This window comes from Paraburkholderia sp. FW306-2-2C-D06C (assembly GCF_058781505.1).
In genome coordinates this window covers 118771-133072 of record NZ_JBYSWU010000019.1, presented here as the reverse complement: position 1 = coordinate 133072, position 14302 = coordinate 118771, and the positions used below count along the sequence as shown (strand labels likewise).

The 14302-nt window shown below is 61.5% G+C and carries 13 protein-coding genes and 2 pseudogenes; 3 read left to right on the top strand and 12 right to left on the bottom strand.

Features of this window, described 5'->3' with window-relative positions; genetic code table 11:
• Nucleotides 1-262: pseudogene (locus tag AC3WLT_RS16910) on the top strand (hypothetical protein); the annotation flags it as partial.
• A 730-nt stretch (nucleotides 263-992) separates the two neighbouring features.
• Here AC3WLT_RS16910 and AC3WLT_RS16905 read toward each other — a convergent pair.
• Both AC3WLT_RS16905 and AC3WLT_RS16900 read right to left on the bottom strand, forming a co-directional pair.
• On the bottom strand, nucleotides 993-1592 hold the full coding sequence (locus tag AC3WLT_RS16905) for an NADPH-dependent F420 reductase (protein ID WP_492576097.1): 600 nt from the start codon (nucleotides 1590-1592) through the stop codon (nucleotides 993-995).
• A 102-nt stretch (nucleotides 1593-1694) separates the two neighbouring features.
• Nucleotides 1695-2429, bottom strand: a complete 735-nt coding sequence (locus AC3WLT_RS16900) for an SDR family NAD(P)-dependent oxidoreductase (protein WP_429261043.1) — start codon at nucleotides 2427-2429, stop codon at nucleotides 1695-1697.
• 130 nt (nucleotides 2430-2559) lie between these two features.
• Here AC3WLT_RS16900 and AC3WLT_RS16895 point away from each other — a divergent pair, with 130 nt between their 5' ends.
• Nucleotides 2560-3135, top strand: a complete 576-nt coding sequence (locus AC3WLT_RS16895) for a TetR/AcrR family transcriptional regulator (protein ID WP_035538937.1) — start codon at nucleotides 2560-2562, stop codon at nucleotides 3133-3135.
• Nucleotides 3136-3729: 594 nt separating this feature from the next.
• Here the strand turns inward: AC3WLT_RS16895 and AC3WLT_RS16890 are convergent.
• The gene (locus AC3WLT_RS16890; protein WP_492592846.1) at nucleotides 3730-4413 is read right to left on the bottom strand and encodes a class II aldolase/adducin family protein; all 684 of its coding nucleotides are present in this window, start codon (nucleotides 4411-4413) and stop codon (nucleotides 3730-3732) included.
• 323 nt (nucleotides 4414-4736) lie between these two features.
• On the opposite strand from AC3WLT_RS16890, the pseudogene AC3WLT_RS16885 reads away from it, so the two are divergent.
• Nucleotides 4737-4955, top strand: a pseudogene (locus AC3WLT_RS16885) (alpha-hydroxy-acid oxidizing protein); the annotation flags it as partial.
• A gap of 57 nt (nucleotides 4956-5012) precedes the next feature.
• Here the strand turns inward: AC3WLT_RS16885 and dhaK are convergent.
• From dhaK to AC3WLT_RS16840, 9 genes are all read right to left on the bottom strand, one after another.
• Entirely contained in the window at nucleotides 5013-6002 is a 990-nt protein-coding gene (gene dhaK / locus AC3WLT_RS16880; RefSeq protein ID WP_492592837.1) for a dihydroxyacetone kinase subunit DhaK, read from the bottom strand.
• Nucleotides 6003-6016: 14 nt separating this feature from the next.
• On the bottom strand, nucleotides 6017-6649 hold the full coding sequence (dhaL, locus tag AC3WLT_RS16875) for a dihydroxyacetone kinase subunit DhaL (protein WP_492592836.1): 633 nt from the start codon (nucleotides 6647-6649) through the stop codon (nucleotides 6017-6019).
• Complete coding sequence (locus tag AC3WLT_RS16870; protein ID WP_492592835.1) at nucleotides 6646-7665, bottom strand: ABC transporter ATP-binding protein; 1020 nt, start codon at nucleotides 7663-7665, stop codon at nucleotides 6646-6648. Before AC3WLT_RS16870 ends, dhaL begins: the two co-directional genes overlap by 4 nt.
• Nucleotides 7658-8761 carry an ABC transporter ATP-binding protein gene (locus AC3WLT_RS16865; RefSeq protein ID WP_492592834.1) on the bottom strand — a complete coding sequence of 368 codons (1104 nt, stop codon included), beginning with the start codon at nucleotides 8759-8761 and terminating at the stop codon, nucleotides 7658-7660. The genes AC3WLT_RS16870 and AC3WLT_RS16865 overlap by 8 nt, the downstream gene beginning before the upstream one ends.
• A 3-nt stretch (nucleotides 8762-8764) precedes the next feature.
• Nucleotides 8765-8959 carry a hypothetical protein gene (locus AC3WLT_RS16860; RefSeq protein ID WP_492592833.1) on the bottom strand — a complete coding sequence of 65 codons (195 nt, stop codon included), beginning with the start codon at nucleotides 8957-8959 and terminating at the stop codon, nucleotides 8765-8767.
• On the bottom strand, nucleotides 8956-9909 hold the full coding sequence (locus AC3WLT_RS16855) for a carbohydrate ABC transporter permease (RefSeq protein ID WP_492592832.1): 954 nt from the start codon (nucleotides 9907-9909) through the stop codon (nucleotides 8956-8958). The genes AC3WLT_RS16860 and AC3WLT_RS16855 overlap by 4 nt, the downstream gene beginning before the upstream one ends.
• Nucleotides 9906-10862, bottom strand: coding sequence for a carbohydrate ABC transporter permease (locus AC3WLT_RS16850; protein WP_492592831.1), 957 nt, complete (start codon nucleotides 10860-10862; stop codon nucleotides 9906-9908). Before AC3WLT_RS16850 ends, AC3WLT_RS16855 begins: the two co-directional genes overlap by 4 nt.
• Before the next feature lie 64 nt (nucleotides 10863-10926).
• Nucleotides 10927-12258 carry an ABC transporter substrate-binding protein gene (locus AC3WLT_RS16845; RefSeq protein ID WP_492592830.1) on the bottom strand — a complete coding sequence of 444 codons (1332 nt, stop codon included), beginning with the start codon at nucleotides 12256-12258 and terminating at the stop codon, nucleotides 10927-10929.
• A gap of 114 nt (nucleotides 12259-12372) precedes the next feature.
• The gene (locus tag AC3WLT_RS16840) at nucleotides 12373-13392 is read right to left on the bottom strand and encodes a LacI family DNA-binding transcriptional regulator (RefSeq protein WP_492592829.1); all 1020 of its coding nucleotides are present in this window, start codon (nucleotides 13390-13392) and stop codon (nucleotides 12373-12375) included.
• Between the last annotated feature and the right edge of the window lie 910 nt (nucleotides 13393-14302).

The window sequence follows — 14302 nt, the reverse complement described above, 5'->3', positions numbered from 1 at the left end:
GCTCATCTCAACGATCTCCCACGAAGGAGATCGACGGAAACGCCAGCTCGTCGTGACGACCGAAGGCCGAAAAGCTGCGGCTTCAGCAATGATCCCCTGGATGCGTGCCTATCAGGATACCTTTGCGTTTGTGAGACTGATTGATCTCGAGTCAATGCGCGATCTTTTCCACGTGATCCGGGATATGAAAAGGCTCGACGACCTGAACGACGCCAGCGGGCGTTCCTGCTTGCCCGGAATCTCGACTGCTGCTGCGCGATGACTAGCCGCGTGAACCACAAGACGGCCCGACAGCCTGGAGGATCATTGTGACTGACATACGTCGGCCGCGTCGATCCAGTTCGGAGAACGGGGGAATGGGCGCGAAGGGGCAATCGCGTGACCATCAGCTCGACGAGACCTACCGGGCTTCCGGAGCTACCTGCACTGTTACCGGGTTGAGGCATCTCCCAGTATTTGCCGCCGCATTTCGGCCCATTCTGCCCATTCGATGAGCGCCTCGATGAGGGTCCGAGCGCAATTCCCATTTTGCTCAGCGTGTATTCGACCTTCGGAGGAACCTGGGATACTGTCCAGCTGGCGCGAGCCGATGGAAGCGCGCATTGTCGGCCCGAGTCTTTCAGCAACACCTGTCGAACGGCCGGTTGCCGGTGTGCAGCGGTCGCCCTGATGTCCAATCGGCGCTGCCGGCGAATGACTCTTGGTGGCCGCGCACTGCCTCATGCAAACCGCATCGGCGACTCGACCTCCCTCGGTCTCGATCGACAACACGCGACCCCGAGCCGTCATTCGGGTCACCGTGTTGGCAACGGCCGCTTTCCAATTCCGAACGGACATCCGTCCGCATCACGTCTGCAGTACGGGCGCTCGCGGCCGACGGGTCGCGAGCGGCCATCATGCACTCGCTCAGAAGCGCCAACGGAATCTCGGTCAAATCACCAGCAAGCGTTTAGCGATGTGCGTGGCCGCTGTGACTTCGTCGTGAGGCGCCGCTATTTGAACTTGACGAGATCCTTGAAGATCAGTTGACCCCAGGTATTCCCCCTGCCTTGGACAAGCAAGCCGCCATCCTTGAGCGGTCCTAGCGCAATCGGCGCGAAACCGAGTTGTTCGGCCAAAGCAGCGACCGGTGCCACCGCATTTTCGTCATCGCTCGACAAAAAAACGACGCGGCTTCCGCCATTCACGCTCGGATCAGCGGCCAGGGCGGCAGCAGGCAGATGGTTAAAGCCCTTTACGAACCTGGCGCCGGTAAACGCCTTGGCGACAACCGCGGCCGGCGGCTGACCTTCCAGGTCTTCAACCGGAACACCGAAAGCATTTGTCGTGTCGATGATCGTCTTGCCCTGCCAGGTTGTGATCTGCTTCGCGACTTCGCGATGTTCCCAAAACGGAACCGCGAGGAAGATCGTGTCGGACGCGATTGCATCCTGCAGCGTCCCGGGGACAACGGTGGGGCCGATCGCTCGTGCCCGTTGCATCAGCGTCTCGGGAGGGCGCCGGCTGGCGACGGTCACATCGATGTTCTTTCTTGCAAACGCTCGGGCGAGGGCCTGGCCTACCGCGCCGAAGCCAATAATCGAATAGTTCATGCGAACTCTCCATTCATTATTGTAAGGAATCCATATTTATTGACACGAATCAGATCACCTTCGTCGAGTTGAAAGATCCTTCTACACGCTTTCTGCGCGATTTCAGATGGCCGAGAACCCGCCGTCGACAGACAACTCCACCCCATTCACGAAGCTCGAATCGTCTGAAGCAAGAAACAGCGCGACCGTCGCAATTTCCTCAGGACGCCCCATCTTTCCCCGCGGGATCAGGGATTCGAACATCCGCTTCGCCTCCTCGGTGAGAACCTGGTCCTGCATCGGTGTGGCGATCGGCCCCGGGCTCAGCACGTTCACCCGGATATTCCTGCCCTTCAGTTCGTTAAGCCACGTGCGTGCGAATGAGCGCAACGCCGCCTTGCTCGCCGCATACACGCCATAACCAGGAAAACCTTTCACCGAAGCAACTGACCCGGTCATGAAGATCGACCCGCCATCGTTGAACAGCGGCAACGCCTTCTGAACCGCAAACAGCGTTCCGCGCGTATTCAGACCGAAGGTCGCATCGAAGTGCTGCTCGGTAATCTCGCCCAGAGGGACGGCTTCGCCCGTGCCTGCGCTCGCGAACAGGATGTCGATCTTGCCCTTTTCCCGCTTGACTGTATCGAACAGGCGGTCAAGGTCGTCCAGATTGGCCCCGTCGCCGCGCACGCCGGTCACGTTCCGGCCAATCAGCTTGACGGCCTCGTCGAGCGCCTCCTGCCTCCGGCCCGTGATGAAAACATACGCGCCTTCTTCAACGAACCGCTTGGCGCTCGCCAGCGCCATGCCGCTCGATCCACCCGTGATGACTGCAACCTTACCCTCAAGCTTTCCCATGACATCTCCTTTCGTGGTGTCGTACTGCGCCTCTGTTCCCATCTGCACAAATGTGCTGTATCTTGTGGATCACTGATCCGGATACAGGTTCATTATATTCGGATCACCGATCCGCTTGTCAAGGCAATTTATGCGAGCTGACGCCAGAAAGAATTACGACCATCTCCTTGCAGTCGCGCGTGACGTCGTCACCGAGCATGGTGCCGAGGCGTCCATGCGAGATATCGCCCGCCGGGCCGACGTCGGGTTGGCGACACTATTTCGCCATTTCCCGACACGAGAAGCCTTGTTCGAAGCGTTGCTGCGCATGAACGTGGACGAACTGATACAGCAGGCGGCCGAACTCGAAACGTCGAATCCACCTGACGAAGCGCTGGTGTCCTGGTTTCGCGATGGGGTGGCATTCGTTCGCAGCTATAGCGGTATTTGCGCCTTGTTTGCGACCGCGCACGCGGACCCGGACTCCGCGCTTCATGCTTCGAGCACAGCGCTGCGTTCGGCGGGCGCGCGACTACTGCTCCGCGCTCAAGCCGAGGGAACGGCGCGCGCCGATATTGATGGGGTCGACCTGTTCGCCCTGATGTCGGCGCTCGGCTGGCTCGTCGGCCAGCCCGGATTCGCGCCACGGGGGGATCATCTCTTTCACGTTATTACGAGCGCCATCCTGACAAATCGGCCTGGCAACGATATCAAGAAGGCAACGTAACCGAGTCCAACGAATTGTTGTCTGCATTGCGTCGGATGGCGTCCTCTATGACCGACGCCGGCGACACTATGCGCAAAAGTCTTGGCAAAGGTGACGAATGCAACTGATCGTGTCGGGAGTTTTGAGCGGCTGTTGACGAAGGCGATAAGACGTTGGAGCGGCTGAGCTGTCGCACTACCCAGCGACCGCACATGGCCGATCACGGTCCGATCCTGATTGCATAGGGTAATCGCCAGAGATCGACTCGCGTCAGACCGTCATCGACCCTCTCCGGCCGTTGGAGCTAGCGCGACGTGAACGGCGGCTTCCGAGGTTCATCCGTCATTCGTGCACGCGTGCTGCCCGTCAAGTCATCGGCCTGAGCCGCCACTCGCTTATCGGCGTTGGGGGGGGCCGCTATAGGCTACTGAACGGCCATTCGCCAATCAGCTGCCGCGAACGACCGGTTCATTCACAGGATGCGTACTTTCAACCCAAAGCAGTCCTCGAGATCGTCATACGAGGGCCCGCGAAGCGGTCATAGGAGTTCCCCAAGGGGCCAACCCGGTCTCACCAGGTAAGCTGGCCAGGCAGCCCATCAAGCCGCCGGCGCGGTCACTGCACCAGGTCGGCGCCGCTCAGGATGATTTCGTCCCATAGCGTCTGAAACGATAGCCAGCCGATCTGCGGCGATCCCAGCACCGAAGCCAGCCATCTCGCATCATCGGGAGCCCACAGTGAAGGCTCGCCACAAGCCTGGGCAATCAGTTGCGCTTCGCAGCAGCGGTTCATCAACACGAACCACCATGCCGCCTCATCCACGGTCTGTCCGGTCGTGAAGATGCCGTGGCCCCCGTGGATCGCCACCCGCTTGTCGCCGAAGCCTGCGGCAAAGCGTGCTGCCGCGGCCGGGTCGCGCACAACACGAGGCTCGAGAATCAGTGCCTGCTGCTCGAAGAAGACGCATGCGTCCTGTGTGATCGTATCGAGCAGCCGCTCGAATGCGGCCCACGTCGACGCGTGCAGAGCGTGCGCGTGGCACACCGCCGTGACCTCGGGCCGCGCCTGATGGACGGCCGTGTGAAGCAGCAGCCCGACCGGGTTCACCATCCCGCTGCCGTGTACGACCTGACCTTGGTGATTAACCTGCACCAAGTGCGAGACGCGGACTTGGTGCATGGGGACGCCGACCGGGTTGACCCAGAAATGGTCCGGCAGTTCGGGATCGCGCACGGTGATGTGGCCCAGCAGGCCTTCAGAGTAGCCGCGCCGGCCGAAGATGCGGCAAGTTGCCGCCAGTCACTGCAGCGCGTGCGTTCGCTCGGCATCTTTGGTCTCGAACACCGGCCGCAAGCGGCTTGCAAAGCTCTGGACACCAATCTGCATACCTCTGTCCTCCCTGATAGCACGTTGCCGCAAGAGGTCTCACCAAACTGGAGTATGGCCTGACGACGCAGATCGGTCTATCCCGGCTCAACAGTACGCAGAAAGCTGCCGATCGCGACGGTCAGAAATTGGCCGGGAGCCACGGTTCCCGAAGGCCGAAGCCGCCAGCCAAGCGTCAACGTTGGCATGTCCGCTAACGTTGTCGATCACCTGCATGAGCACTTCGTCGCACCTGCATCCGCAGCGGACAGGACGTGCTAAAGGCCGTTGTGCTCGGCGCGAGAGGCACGCTGATCGGCCGCAGCTTCCTCTGCGGGCTACGTGCGATGGGCGAGGTTGGTGTCACAACGTGACTGGAGATCATCCACAAGGAACTGGATACCACACTGGCTTTTTGCGGGCACACCGACATCCGTCGTGCGGACGCGCAGATCCTGCTGCCTCGGTCGCGCTGAAGACCGGGAGTACTCGGCGATGTTGCTCTCGAGCGCGTTTCTCGCTGCCGACGCACCCTACTTCCCCCAACGTAACGACGGCGTATGGACCGGGCTGTCCCAGTGGCGCAGCATTTCGCCGTCCAGCACAGACAGCGTGATCGACGCGCCCGCCATTTCTAGCGAAGTCGTCAGCGCACCCACCTGCGCCCGGCTAACCGCCAGGTCCCGTTTCTGCAGCCACAAGCGCGCCGAGTTGAACAGCAAATAAAGTTCGCCAAGCGGTGTTCCCCCAAGCCCGTTGACGAGCACCAGCAATTCGGCGCCGGCTGGCGGCTTGAGGTCGTCGACGATCGCCGTGAGCAGTTCTCCCACGATCGCATCGGCCGCCGCGAACTTTGCCCGGCGCCGGCCGGGCTCGCCGTGGATGCCCACGCCGACCTCGATCTCGTCGTCGCCGATCTTGAACGTCAGCGTGCCAGCAGCGGGCACCGTGCAACTCGTGAACGCGACGCCCATTGACGCCGTGCGCTTGTTGATCCGGTCACCGAAGGCCTTGCATTGTTCAAGGTCAGCGCCGCTTTCAGCCATGCTGCCGACCAGCTTCTCGACTAGTACGGCACCCGCGACACCACGCCGGCCGGTGGTATAGCTGGAGTTCTCCACCGCCACGTCGTCGTTGATCAGCACCATCGCGTTCGGAGCCTCGGACATCTCCGATGCCATTTCGAAGTTCATCAGATCGCCCGAGTAGTTCTTCACGATAAACAGCACGCCCGCGCCGGTATCCACTGCTTTGGCAGCGGCCATCATCTGGTCCGGTGTCGGCGACGTGAAAACCTGGCCCGGGCAAGCCGCATCGAGCATGCCGTACCCCACAAAGCCGGTGTGCAGCGGCTCGTGCCCCGAGCCGCCGCCCGACACCAGCGCCACTTTTCCGGCTTTGAGTTGCTTGCGCCGCACGAACACGGGCTCGTTGTTCAGTACGACCAGATCGCTATGGGCGGCGGCGAATCCCGCCAGGCTTTCAGCGAGGAAATCGTCGACGTGGTTGATGAATTTCTTCATGGTCTGCGCTCCTTTCACGCTTTGTTTTGCGCCAGATGTGCGCACACTGCCGCAATCATGATCTGACTGGAACGCGCACCGGGGTCGATATGGCCGCGTGAGCGTTCGCCGAGAAACGATGCGCGCCCTTTCGTCGCAAGCATGTCGCGCGTCGCGAGCATGTGCTCTTCTGCCACCGGCGGCAAGGCGTCGAGCACCGCACGCGCGGGTGACCCTGCGGCGGCAAGCTCATCGAAGCGGGCAGCAACGGGAATCAGGACGTCCATCATCGTCTTGCTGCCCACGCCGGTCTTCCCCCGCTGCCTGACCGCCTCGACGCCGCCGGCATAGATGCGGGCCACACCCGCGACATCCATGGCATTGGATGCCGACGCTTTCGCCATCCCGCTCAGCAGTGAAAAGAACAGCGGCCCCGACGACCCGCCGACCGTCGAAAGCACTTTGCTCGCGGCCAGCTCGAGTGCCGGCCCGAATGCTTCAGCCTCGATTTCCGTGCGCACTGCGAGCAGTGCCTCCATCCCGCGCAGCAAGTTGAAAATGTGATCTCCGTCGCCGATCTGCTGGTCGAGCAACGCGATCTCGTCCGAGTGCGTCTTGAGCGATGCATAGGCGGCGTCGATGCACGCCATGACCGTTTTGCCGTTCATGTCAGGATCCTCCGGCCGTCCGCACTGAAATACAACAGGCTGCGCGCCGGCAGCGAAACGCCAACCGACTGCCCGGGCATGAAATTGCGTTCGGCAACGGTTGTCGCCACCACGGCCGTCCCTTCGCGATCGAGGATCAGCAGATGGCGCAGTGGCGAATATTCGAGCACTTTCAGATTGAGTGCGTTGCGCGCGTCTGCGTCGTGCAACACGACGTCCTCGGGACGAATTGCAACAGTCGCGGTGCCCACCGGCACTGCCGCCGAATCAAGCAGCGCCGGCGGCAGCAGGTTGATGGGTGGCGAGCCGAGGCGCTGCGCCGCACCAAGCGAAACAGGATTGCCGTAGACCTCGCGCGGCGTGCCGAGCTGCACGATGCGGCCCTGTTCGAGAATGCCGATACGGTCCGCCAGCGTGGTCGCCTCCACCTGATCGTGCGTGACATAGATGATGGTCGCACCGATCGTGCGGTGCAGCCGCTTGAGTTCGATGCGCAGTTCCTCGCGCAACTTCGCATCGAGCGACGAAAGCGGTTCGTCCATCAGAAACACTTTGGGATGCCGCACCAGTGCCCGCCCGATTGCCACGCGCTGCATTTCGCCGCCCGACAGATGCGTCGCCATGTTGTCGAGCTTGGACTCCATGTGCAGCATCGCGGCCACGGCGTGGATGCGCTCACGCACCTCGGTCTCGCTGCTGCGCCGGCGCGGCGAACGCAGCGGAAACGCCAGGTTGTCGAATACGCTCAGGTGCGGATACAACGAATATTGCTGGAAGATAAATGCGACGTCGCGGTCCGAAGGATGCATCTGTGTCGCGATCATGTCGTCGATCAACACGTCACCGGCATCGGGTCGCTCCAGACCTGCGATCAGGCGCAGCGTGGTGGTCTTGCCGGCACCGCTCGGTCCCAGCAGCACGACGAACTCGCCATCCTGCACGTCGAGCGACAGGCGGTCCACCGCCACGATGTCGCCGAAGTGCTTCTTGATGTTGCGTAGCCGAATTTCAGCCATGAGCGTCTCCGTTTGCGGAAAGCGTGTGTGTCGCACCCGGCAGCAGGCGTCCCGTTGCGGCGTCATAGAGCAGCGTGCGTTCCTTGCGAAACGCGAGGCCGACCGGAGAGCCGGCGGCAAGACCCTCGTCCTTGCCGGCGCGCACCCGCACGGTGCCCAGTGCGGTCTCGATCACCAGCACCTGATGCGAACCGAGATATTCGTCGGCGATCACCTGGCCGCGCAACGGGCTGTGTGGGTCGATCACCACGTGTTCGGGCCGAATTCCCAGCAGGACGCGAAGAGCACCCGTGTCGCAGCGCGGCACGGAAACCGGGGTGCCATGAAGATAGACTTGCTCGTGACCGATATCGACCGGGCCGTCCACCGGCAAGAAGTTCATCGGCGGACTGCCGATGAAGTTGCCGACAAAAACGCTCGCCGGGAAGTGATAGATGTCGTGCGGCGAACCGGCCTGCAGCACTTCCCCGTGGTTCATCACGACAATATCGTCGGCCATCGCCATCGCCTCGCTCTGGTCATGCGTGACATACACGGTGGTCGCGGCAAGCGCGTTGTGTAACTTGCGCAGCTCAAGGCACATCAGCTCGCGAAAGTCCGCGTCGAGCGTGCCGAGCGGCTCGTCCATCAGGAACGCCTTTGGCTGCCGCACGATCGCGCGGCCAAGCGCCACGCGCTGACGGTCGCCGCCGGACAGGCCACCGGTCTTGCGATCGAGAATCCCTTCGATGCGCAGCATGTGCGCTGCCGCCTCTACCCGGGCGGCAATCTCGCGGCGCGAAACATGCTCGTTCTTCAGGGGAAAGGCGATGTTGTTGCGCACCGTCATATGCGGATACAGCGCGAACATCTGGAACACGAAGGCGATGTCGCGTTGTCGCGCGCGCAACGCGGTGACGTCCTCGCCGTCGATCAGAATCTGTCCGGAGGTCGGCAACTCCAGCCCGGCGATCATCCGCAGCGTGGTGGTTTTGCCGCAGCCCGATGGACCGAGAAGCACGACGAAGCGGCCCGCGCGAATCGTCAGGTTGGTATCGCGTACCGCGGTGAAATCGCCGAAGCGCTTGCGCAGGTTGGCGAGAACGATCGTGGACATGGTTCATTCTGGAAAGTGGCTGGTGACGACGAACGCAATCGCCCCCACGAGGATGACGGGAAACGACCAGGTGAACAGCGCGACCGAGAACGGCTGTACGAGCATCGCCACGCCGAGCCCGATCAACGCGGTCGACCCGCCTTCGCTATAGCCGCGGCGCAGCAACCGGCTGCGCGACAGAACAGAATCACGTTTCATTTGCGCACTGCTCCGAAGGTGATGCCGCGCAGCAGGTGCTTGCGAAGCAGGACGGTGAAGAACAGGATCGGCAGCACGAACAAGGTGGTGGCTGCGGCCACTGCCGGCCAGTCCTGCCCACCCTCGCCGATGATGAACGGGATGAACGGCGGCATCGTCTGCGCATCGCCGCTTGTCAAAAGCGACGCAAAAGCGTATTCATTCCACGCGAAAATGAGGCAGAAGATCGTCGTCGCGGCGATGCCTGTGATCGCTTGTGGCAGAACCACTTTCATGAAGGCCTGCAATCTCGTATAGCCATCGACCAGGGCCGCCTCTTCGTATTCGCGCGGGATTTCGTCCATGAAGCCCTTGAGCAGCCAGACCGCGAGCGATACGTTGACCGCTGTGTACAGGACAATCATGCCGAGATAGCTATCGCTGAGGCCCAGCGCGCGGTACATCAGGTAGATCGGAATGGCGACGGCGATCGGCGGCATCATGCGCGTCGACAGGATGAAGAACAGCAGGTCGTCGGCCAGCGGCACCTTGAAGCGCGAGAACGCGTACGCCGCGAGCGTGCCGAGAAACACCGCGAGAAAGGTCGAGCCGAAGCCGATCACCAGTGAATTGACGAACCGCGGCAATACCTTCGACGGCCCGGCGATCACCATGTTGCGCTTGCGCACGTCGCGTTCATACCAGGTCTGCGCGGGCGGCAGGCTCGCGATGAACTCCGGCGTCTGCCGCGAGCGGATCGTGAACAGATTGACGTAGCCTTCCATCGACGGGTGAAACAGCACGACGGGTGGATACGCAATCGCATCCTCCTGCGTCTTGAAGCTGGTCAGAAAGATCCACACCATCGGCAAGGTGGCGACCAATGAATAGGTGATGACGACGGCCGCCGCAAACCGCTTGCCGCGCGGCGACGCGGCCACCACCGATCGTTCATGAGCAGCTGGTTTCATCGCTGTTTCACCCGGTTGAGTGCCTTGACGTAGATGTTCGCGGCGCCGAACACCGTGACGAACAGGATGATCGCCAGCGCCGACGAATACCCCGTCTGCCATTTCTCGAATGCGGCGCGCTTGAGCGTGATCGACACCGTCTCGGTCACCGACCCCGGCCCGCCCGAGGTCAACAGGTTCACCATGTCGAACATCTTGAAGTTCTCGATGCCGCGAAACAGAACCGCCAACATCAGGAACGGCAAGGTCATCGGCAACGTGATCGACCAGAACTGACGCCAGGGTGACGCGCGGTCGACTTCCGCCGCTTCGTAGATGTAGTCCGGAATCGAACGCAGGCCTGCGAGGCAGATGAGCATGACGTAAGGCGTCCACATCCAGACGTCCACCATCACGATGGTCCACGGCGCGAGAGGCACGTCGCCGATCATCTGAAACGAGCCTGGCGGAATGCCGGTGAAGATACTCACCACGTCGTTGAAGAGTCCCGTCTGCGGCTGCAGCAGGAAGGTCCAGAAGTTGCCGACCACGGCAGGCGACAGCATCATCGGCAGCAGGATCAGCGTGGTCCAGAAGCTATGGCTGCGAAACTGCCGGTTGATCAGCAATGCCAAGCCGAAGCCCAACAGCACTTCGAGTCCAACTGACCAGAACACGAAACGCGCAGTCACCTGCATCGCGTACCAGATGTCCTCGTCGGTCAGGATATCGACGTAGTTGTCGATACCGACGAAGCGCGCCGGGACGCTCGGCATATTCGACCTGAAATTCGTAAACGACAGCCGCAGCGCCCAGATCAACGGAAAGATGTTGATCGCAAGCAGCAGCAGGATCGTCGGCAGAATGAACAGCCACGCGATGGTCCGGTCCGACAGGCCGCGCAGCCTCGCCGTGGCGCGCGCCGCCGCGCTGCCTTCGAGCCCTTGCGGCGGAAATGGCTTGTTTGCCAACATGCCTGACTCCTTATAACGAACCAGCGACGGCACCGTGAGCCGTTGCCGGTTCATGTCAGAGACGCTAGTACTTCCCTTCGCCCTTGAAGACCTTGGTCCAGTCTTTCACGAGCAGGTCGAGCGCATCCTTGGCGGTTCCCTTGTCGGCTACCACGTAGTCGTGCACGCGCTTTTGCATGTCGAGCAGCAGCTCGGCATAGGCGGGCTCCGCCCAGAAGTCCTTGACGATCGCCATCGACTTCAGGAACGCCGTGGCGAAAGGCGCGCTCTTCGGAAAGTCCGGCGCATCGACGACGGACTTGGCCGCCGAATAACCGCCCAACTGCCACCACTTCTTCTGCACGTCGGGTTGCGCGAACCACTTGATATATTCGAGGGCGTCTTCCTTGTGGTCCGAATACGAGACGACCGAGATGCCCTGGCCGCCCAGCTGCGTGTACTGCTTGAGTTCACGCGGATTGACAAAGAAGCCGATCTTGTCGCCGCCAACATTCGGATCCTTATAGAGACCAGGAAAGAACGCAAACCAGTTCATCTGCATCGCGACCTGGCCGGACTTGAACGCGTCGAGTCCTTCCTGCATATACGCGTTGGTCATGCCCGGCGCGGTGCAGCACTTGTAGAGCGCCTTGTAGTATTCCAGCCCCTTGACCGCACCCGGCGAGTTGACGTAGCCATCGAGGTGATAAGGCTTCTTCGGATCCTCGTATTCGAAACCGAAGTTATACATCGCGTTGGTCACCCCCATCGTGATGCCTTCGGAGCCGCGCTCGGTGAAGATATACACGCCGTAGACGGTCTTGCCGTCGATCTTGCGGCCCTGGAAGAACTCGGCTGTCTGCTTGAGTTCATCCAGCGTGGTGGGCGGCGCCAGTTCCCGGTTGTATTTCTGCTTGAACTCGGCACGCAGTTCCGGCCGTGCAAACCAGTCCTTGCGATAGGTCCAGCCGACTGCATCGGCCATCGCCGGCAACGCCCAATAGTTCGGCGTGTTCTTGGGCCACTCCGAGTAGCCCACAACCGTGGCCGGCACGAAGTCGTCCATCGAGATCTTGTTCTTCGCGAAGAAATCGTTGAGCTTGACGTAGTGGCCATTCACCGCCGCGCCGCCGATCCACTGACTATCGCCGATAATCAGATCGCACAGCTTGCCGTGCGAATTGAGTTCGTTGATAAAGCGGTCGGCATAGCTGGTCCACGGCACGAACTCGAACTTCATCTTGATGCCGGTCTTGGCCGTAAAGTCCTTGGACAGTTCGACCAGTGCGTTGGCCGGGTCCCAGGCCGCCCAACAGAGTGTCAACTGCTTGTCCTGCGCGTGCGCGCCTGTTGCCATGCCAAGCCCCAGCGATACCAGCGCCGCGGCCATTACCCTTGCTGACGTAAGACGTAACATTTATCTTCTCCTTGTCTCTCTCGGGTCTCCAACCTGATGACAATCAGCGCCCATGCGCCGGGCGCCGTATTTCGGCTCTGGCGGACTCAAACATCGGTCCGCGTGTCGCGAGCGTCAGGCATGCGCATTCTCACGAAGATAAATTCGGGTTTCCGGCGTCGGGATGGCGAGCGCGCCACGCACGTCGTTAAGAAAGTTGATGGCGGCCAGTCCCGCCCAATGCACGATGCCGCGCACGTCCTGATCGAGGATCACGTCGATCGCGCGCTCGGACAGCTGGGTGCGGGTCTGCGCGGTGCATTCATGGCCGATCAGGACGAGACGCGCCTTGTCGCCCGATTCCTGCAACGCCACAGCAATGCCGGAGATGCCGCCGCCGGTCGCATACACGCCGACCAGATCCGCGTGACGCGCACGCAGGCCCTGAATGGCCAGACCCGCACCGTCGTCGTCTTCGGCGAAATCGGGTTCGGCGATCCAGCGCAGGTTGCGAAAATCCTCTTCCAGCACCTGCGAAAAGCCGGTGCGCCTCTCCACCTGATCATGCAGACGGGACGATCCCGATAGCACAGCGACCGTGCCGAGGCGCGCACCAAGAAAGCGGCCCATCAGCAGTCCTGCAGTACGTCCGGCGACCCGGTTGTCGACCCCGACATAAGCGGCGCGGCGGCTCGCCGGCAGATCGGAGAACACGGTGACGACCGGCACGTTCGCGTCACTCAACTCCTCGATGAAACGCTCCACCCAGGGATAGTCGAGCGGCGCCAGAACCAGTGCGTCATATTCAATCGCCTGCTCGGCGAAAGCCGCGGTGTCGCGCTGACTGACGAAGTCACAGCGATAAAACGAAGGGGTGATGCGGTGCTCGCGAAAGAAACTGGCCGACAGCGCGATATCGCGCTCGACATGATCCAGAAAACGGGAGTTGACTTGCGGGAGAACGAACGCGACGCGGAAAGAAGTGACCTTAGCCGGTCGGCCACGGCTCGCACGCTCGTCGCGCAGGTCGGCGAGCGCCAGGTGGACGCGTTCGGCCGTCTCCTGACGCACGGCCTGATCGTCGCGCAAGACACGATCGACAGTGGCCACGCTCACGCCGGCCCGGCGCGCAATCATCATACGTGTAGCCGGCATGGGTCTCCTCCGGTGCCAAGCCAAGAATCGTTTTGTTTACTCAAGGTAGTTTTTTCTGCACGAAATGCAAGTATTTTTGCTAGGGAAAAACCATCATTTATGTCGCTTATCATCATCACGCGTCAGCATCGATAACTCCATCCTCAGTGTCACCCCCGTCGTGCGTTATGACGCAACCCGTCAATGCATTTGCCGCGATAAAGCCAGGCGAAATCAAACGCCCGTCGGCGCGATTTGAACGTGCCACCGGGGAGGCACCGTGCGGAGCGGTGTCGGCCGCCTCCAAATGCCGACGTAGGACATGGTCCGGCGAAGGCCTCAGTCGATAAGGTTTGTACGACGCACCGATCCGTAGGTAAGTGACACTCGCCGGAGCCTGCGGGCAGGCGTCGGACAAGCCTCAAGGAGGAAACGCGGAGTGGCCCGGGGCGGCCGCTGAACGTACGCCACTGTGGCGAATGAACAGGTGGCACTCGGACCTGGGAAGACGGCGAGATTCGGCGAACCAAAGTGAAGTAGGCTGCATGTAGGTGGCATTGCTGCCGCGTGTCCGCATTTGTGGCGACACGGCGAGCACCAAACTAAACCGCGTGATCCGGGCGGAAGCCGCACCCGTCTCCTGTTGACTCCCGTTGCCGAAGGGCCGACGGTCGGTTTGAACACCGCGAGACACTTGCGCTCATGCTGCGCCTCGCTGCCGTGGCGGTGCAAGTGTTGGCTTTCGGCGCTGGAGGATGTCGATGACGTTTATTGGCGCCTCGCAGTGCGGATAAAGGAGACCGCCTTGAATCCTAGCGGTCTTGGGCGGCTCACGGGGTTATGGCGCCTTTGAGGCGCTCACCATGTCAAGCCACCGGCTTTGCCGGTGGTATTTGACTGGCCGTTCGCGGCAGCCGAGTGGCGAATGGCC

Coding starts and splice junctions, on each gene's coding strand:
- AC3WLT_RS16905 (WP_492576097.1), bottom strand. CDS start 1,592: ATGAACTATTCGATTATTGGCTTCGGCGCGGTAGGCCAGGCCCTCGCC.
- AC3WLT_RS16900 (WP_429261043.1), bottom strand. CDS start 2,429: ATGGGAAAGCTTGAGGGTAAGGTTGCAGTCATCACGGGTGGATCGAGC.
- AC3WLT_RS16895 (WP_035538937.1), top strand. CDS start 2,560: ATGCGAGCTGACGCCAGAAAGAATTACGACCATCTCCTTGCAGTCGCG.
- dhaK (WP_492592837.1), bottom strand. CDS start 6,002: ATGAAGAAATTCATCAACCACGTCGACGATTTCCTCGCTGAAAGCCTG.
- dhaL (WP_492592836.1), bottom strand. CDS start 6,649: ATGAACGGCAAAACGGTCATGGCGTGCATCGACGCCGCCTATGCATCG.
- AC3WLT_RS16870 (WP_492592835.1), bottom strand. CDS start 7,665: ATGGCTGAAATTCGGCTACGCAACATCAAGAAGCACTTCGGCGACATC.
- AC3WLT_RS16865 (WP_492592834.1), bottom strand. CDS start 8,761: ATGTCCACGATCGTTCTCGCCAACCTGCGCAAGCGCTTCGGCGATTTC.
- AC3WLT_RS16860 (WP_492592833.1), bottom strand. CDS start 8,959: ATGAAACGTGATTCTGTTCTGTCGCGCAGCCGGTTGCTGCGCCGCGGC.
- AC3WLT_RS16855 (WP_492592832.1), bottom strand. CDS start 9,909: ATGAAACCAGCTGCTCATGAACGATCGGTGGTGGCCGCGTCGCCGCGC.
- AC3WLT_RS16850 (WP_492592831.1), bottom strand. CDS start 10,862: ATGTTGGCAAACAAGCCATTTCCGCCGCAAGGGCTCGAAGGCAGCGCG.
- AC3WLT_RS16845 (WP_492592830.1), bottom strand. CDS start 12,258: ATGTTACGTCTTACGTCAGCAAGGGTAATGGCCGCGGCGCTGGTATCG.
- AC3WLT_RS16840 (WP_492592829.1), bottom strand. CDS start 13,392: ATGCCGGCTACACGTATGATGATTGCGCGCCGGGCCGGCGTGAGCGTG.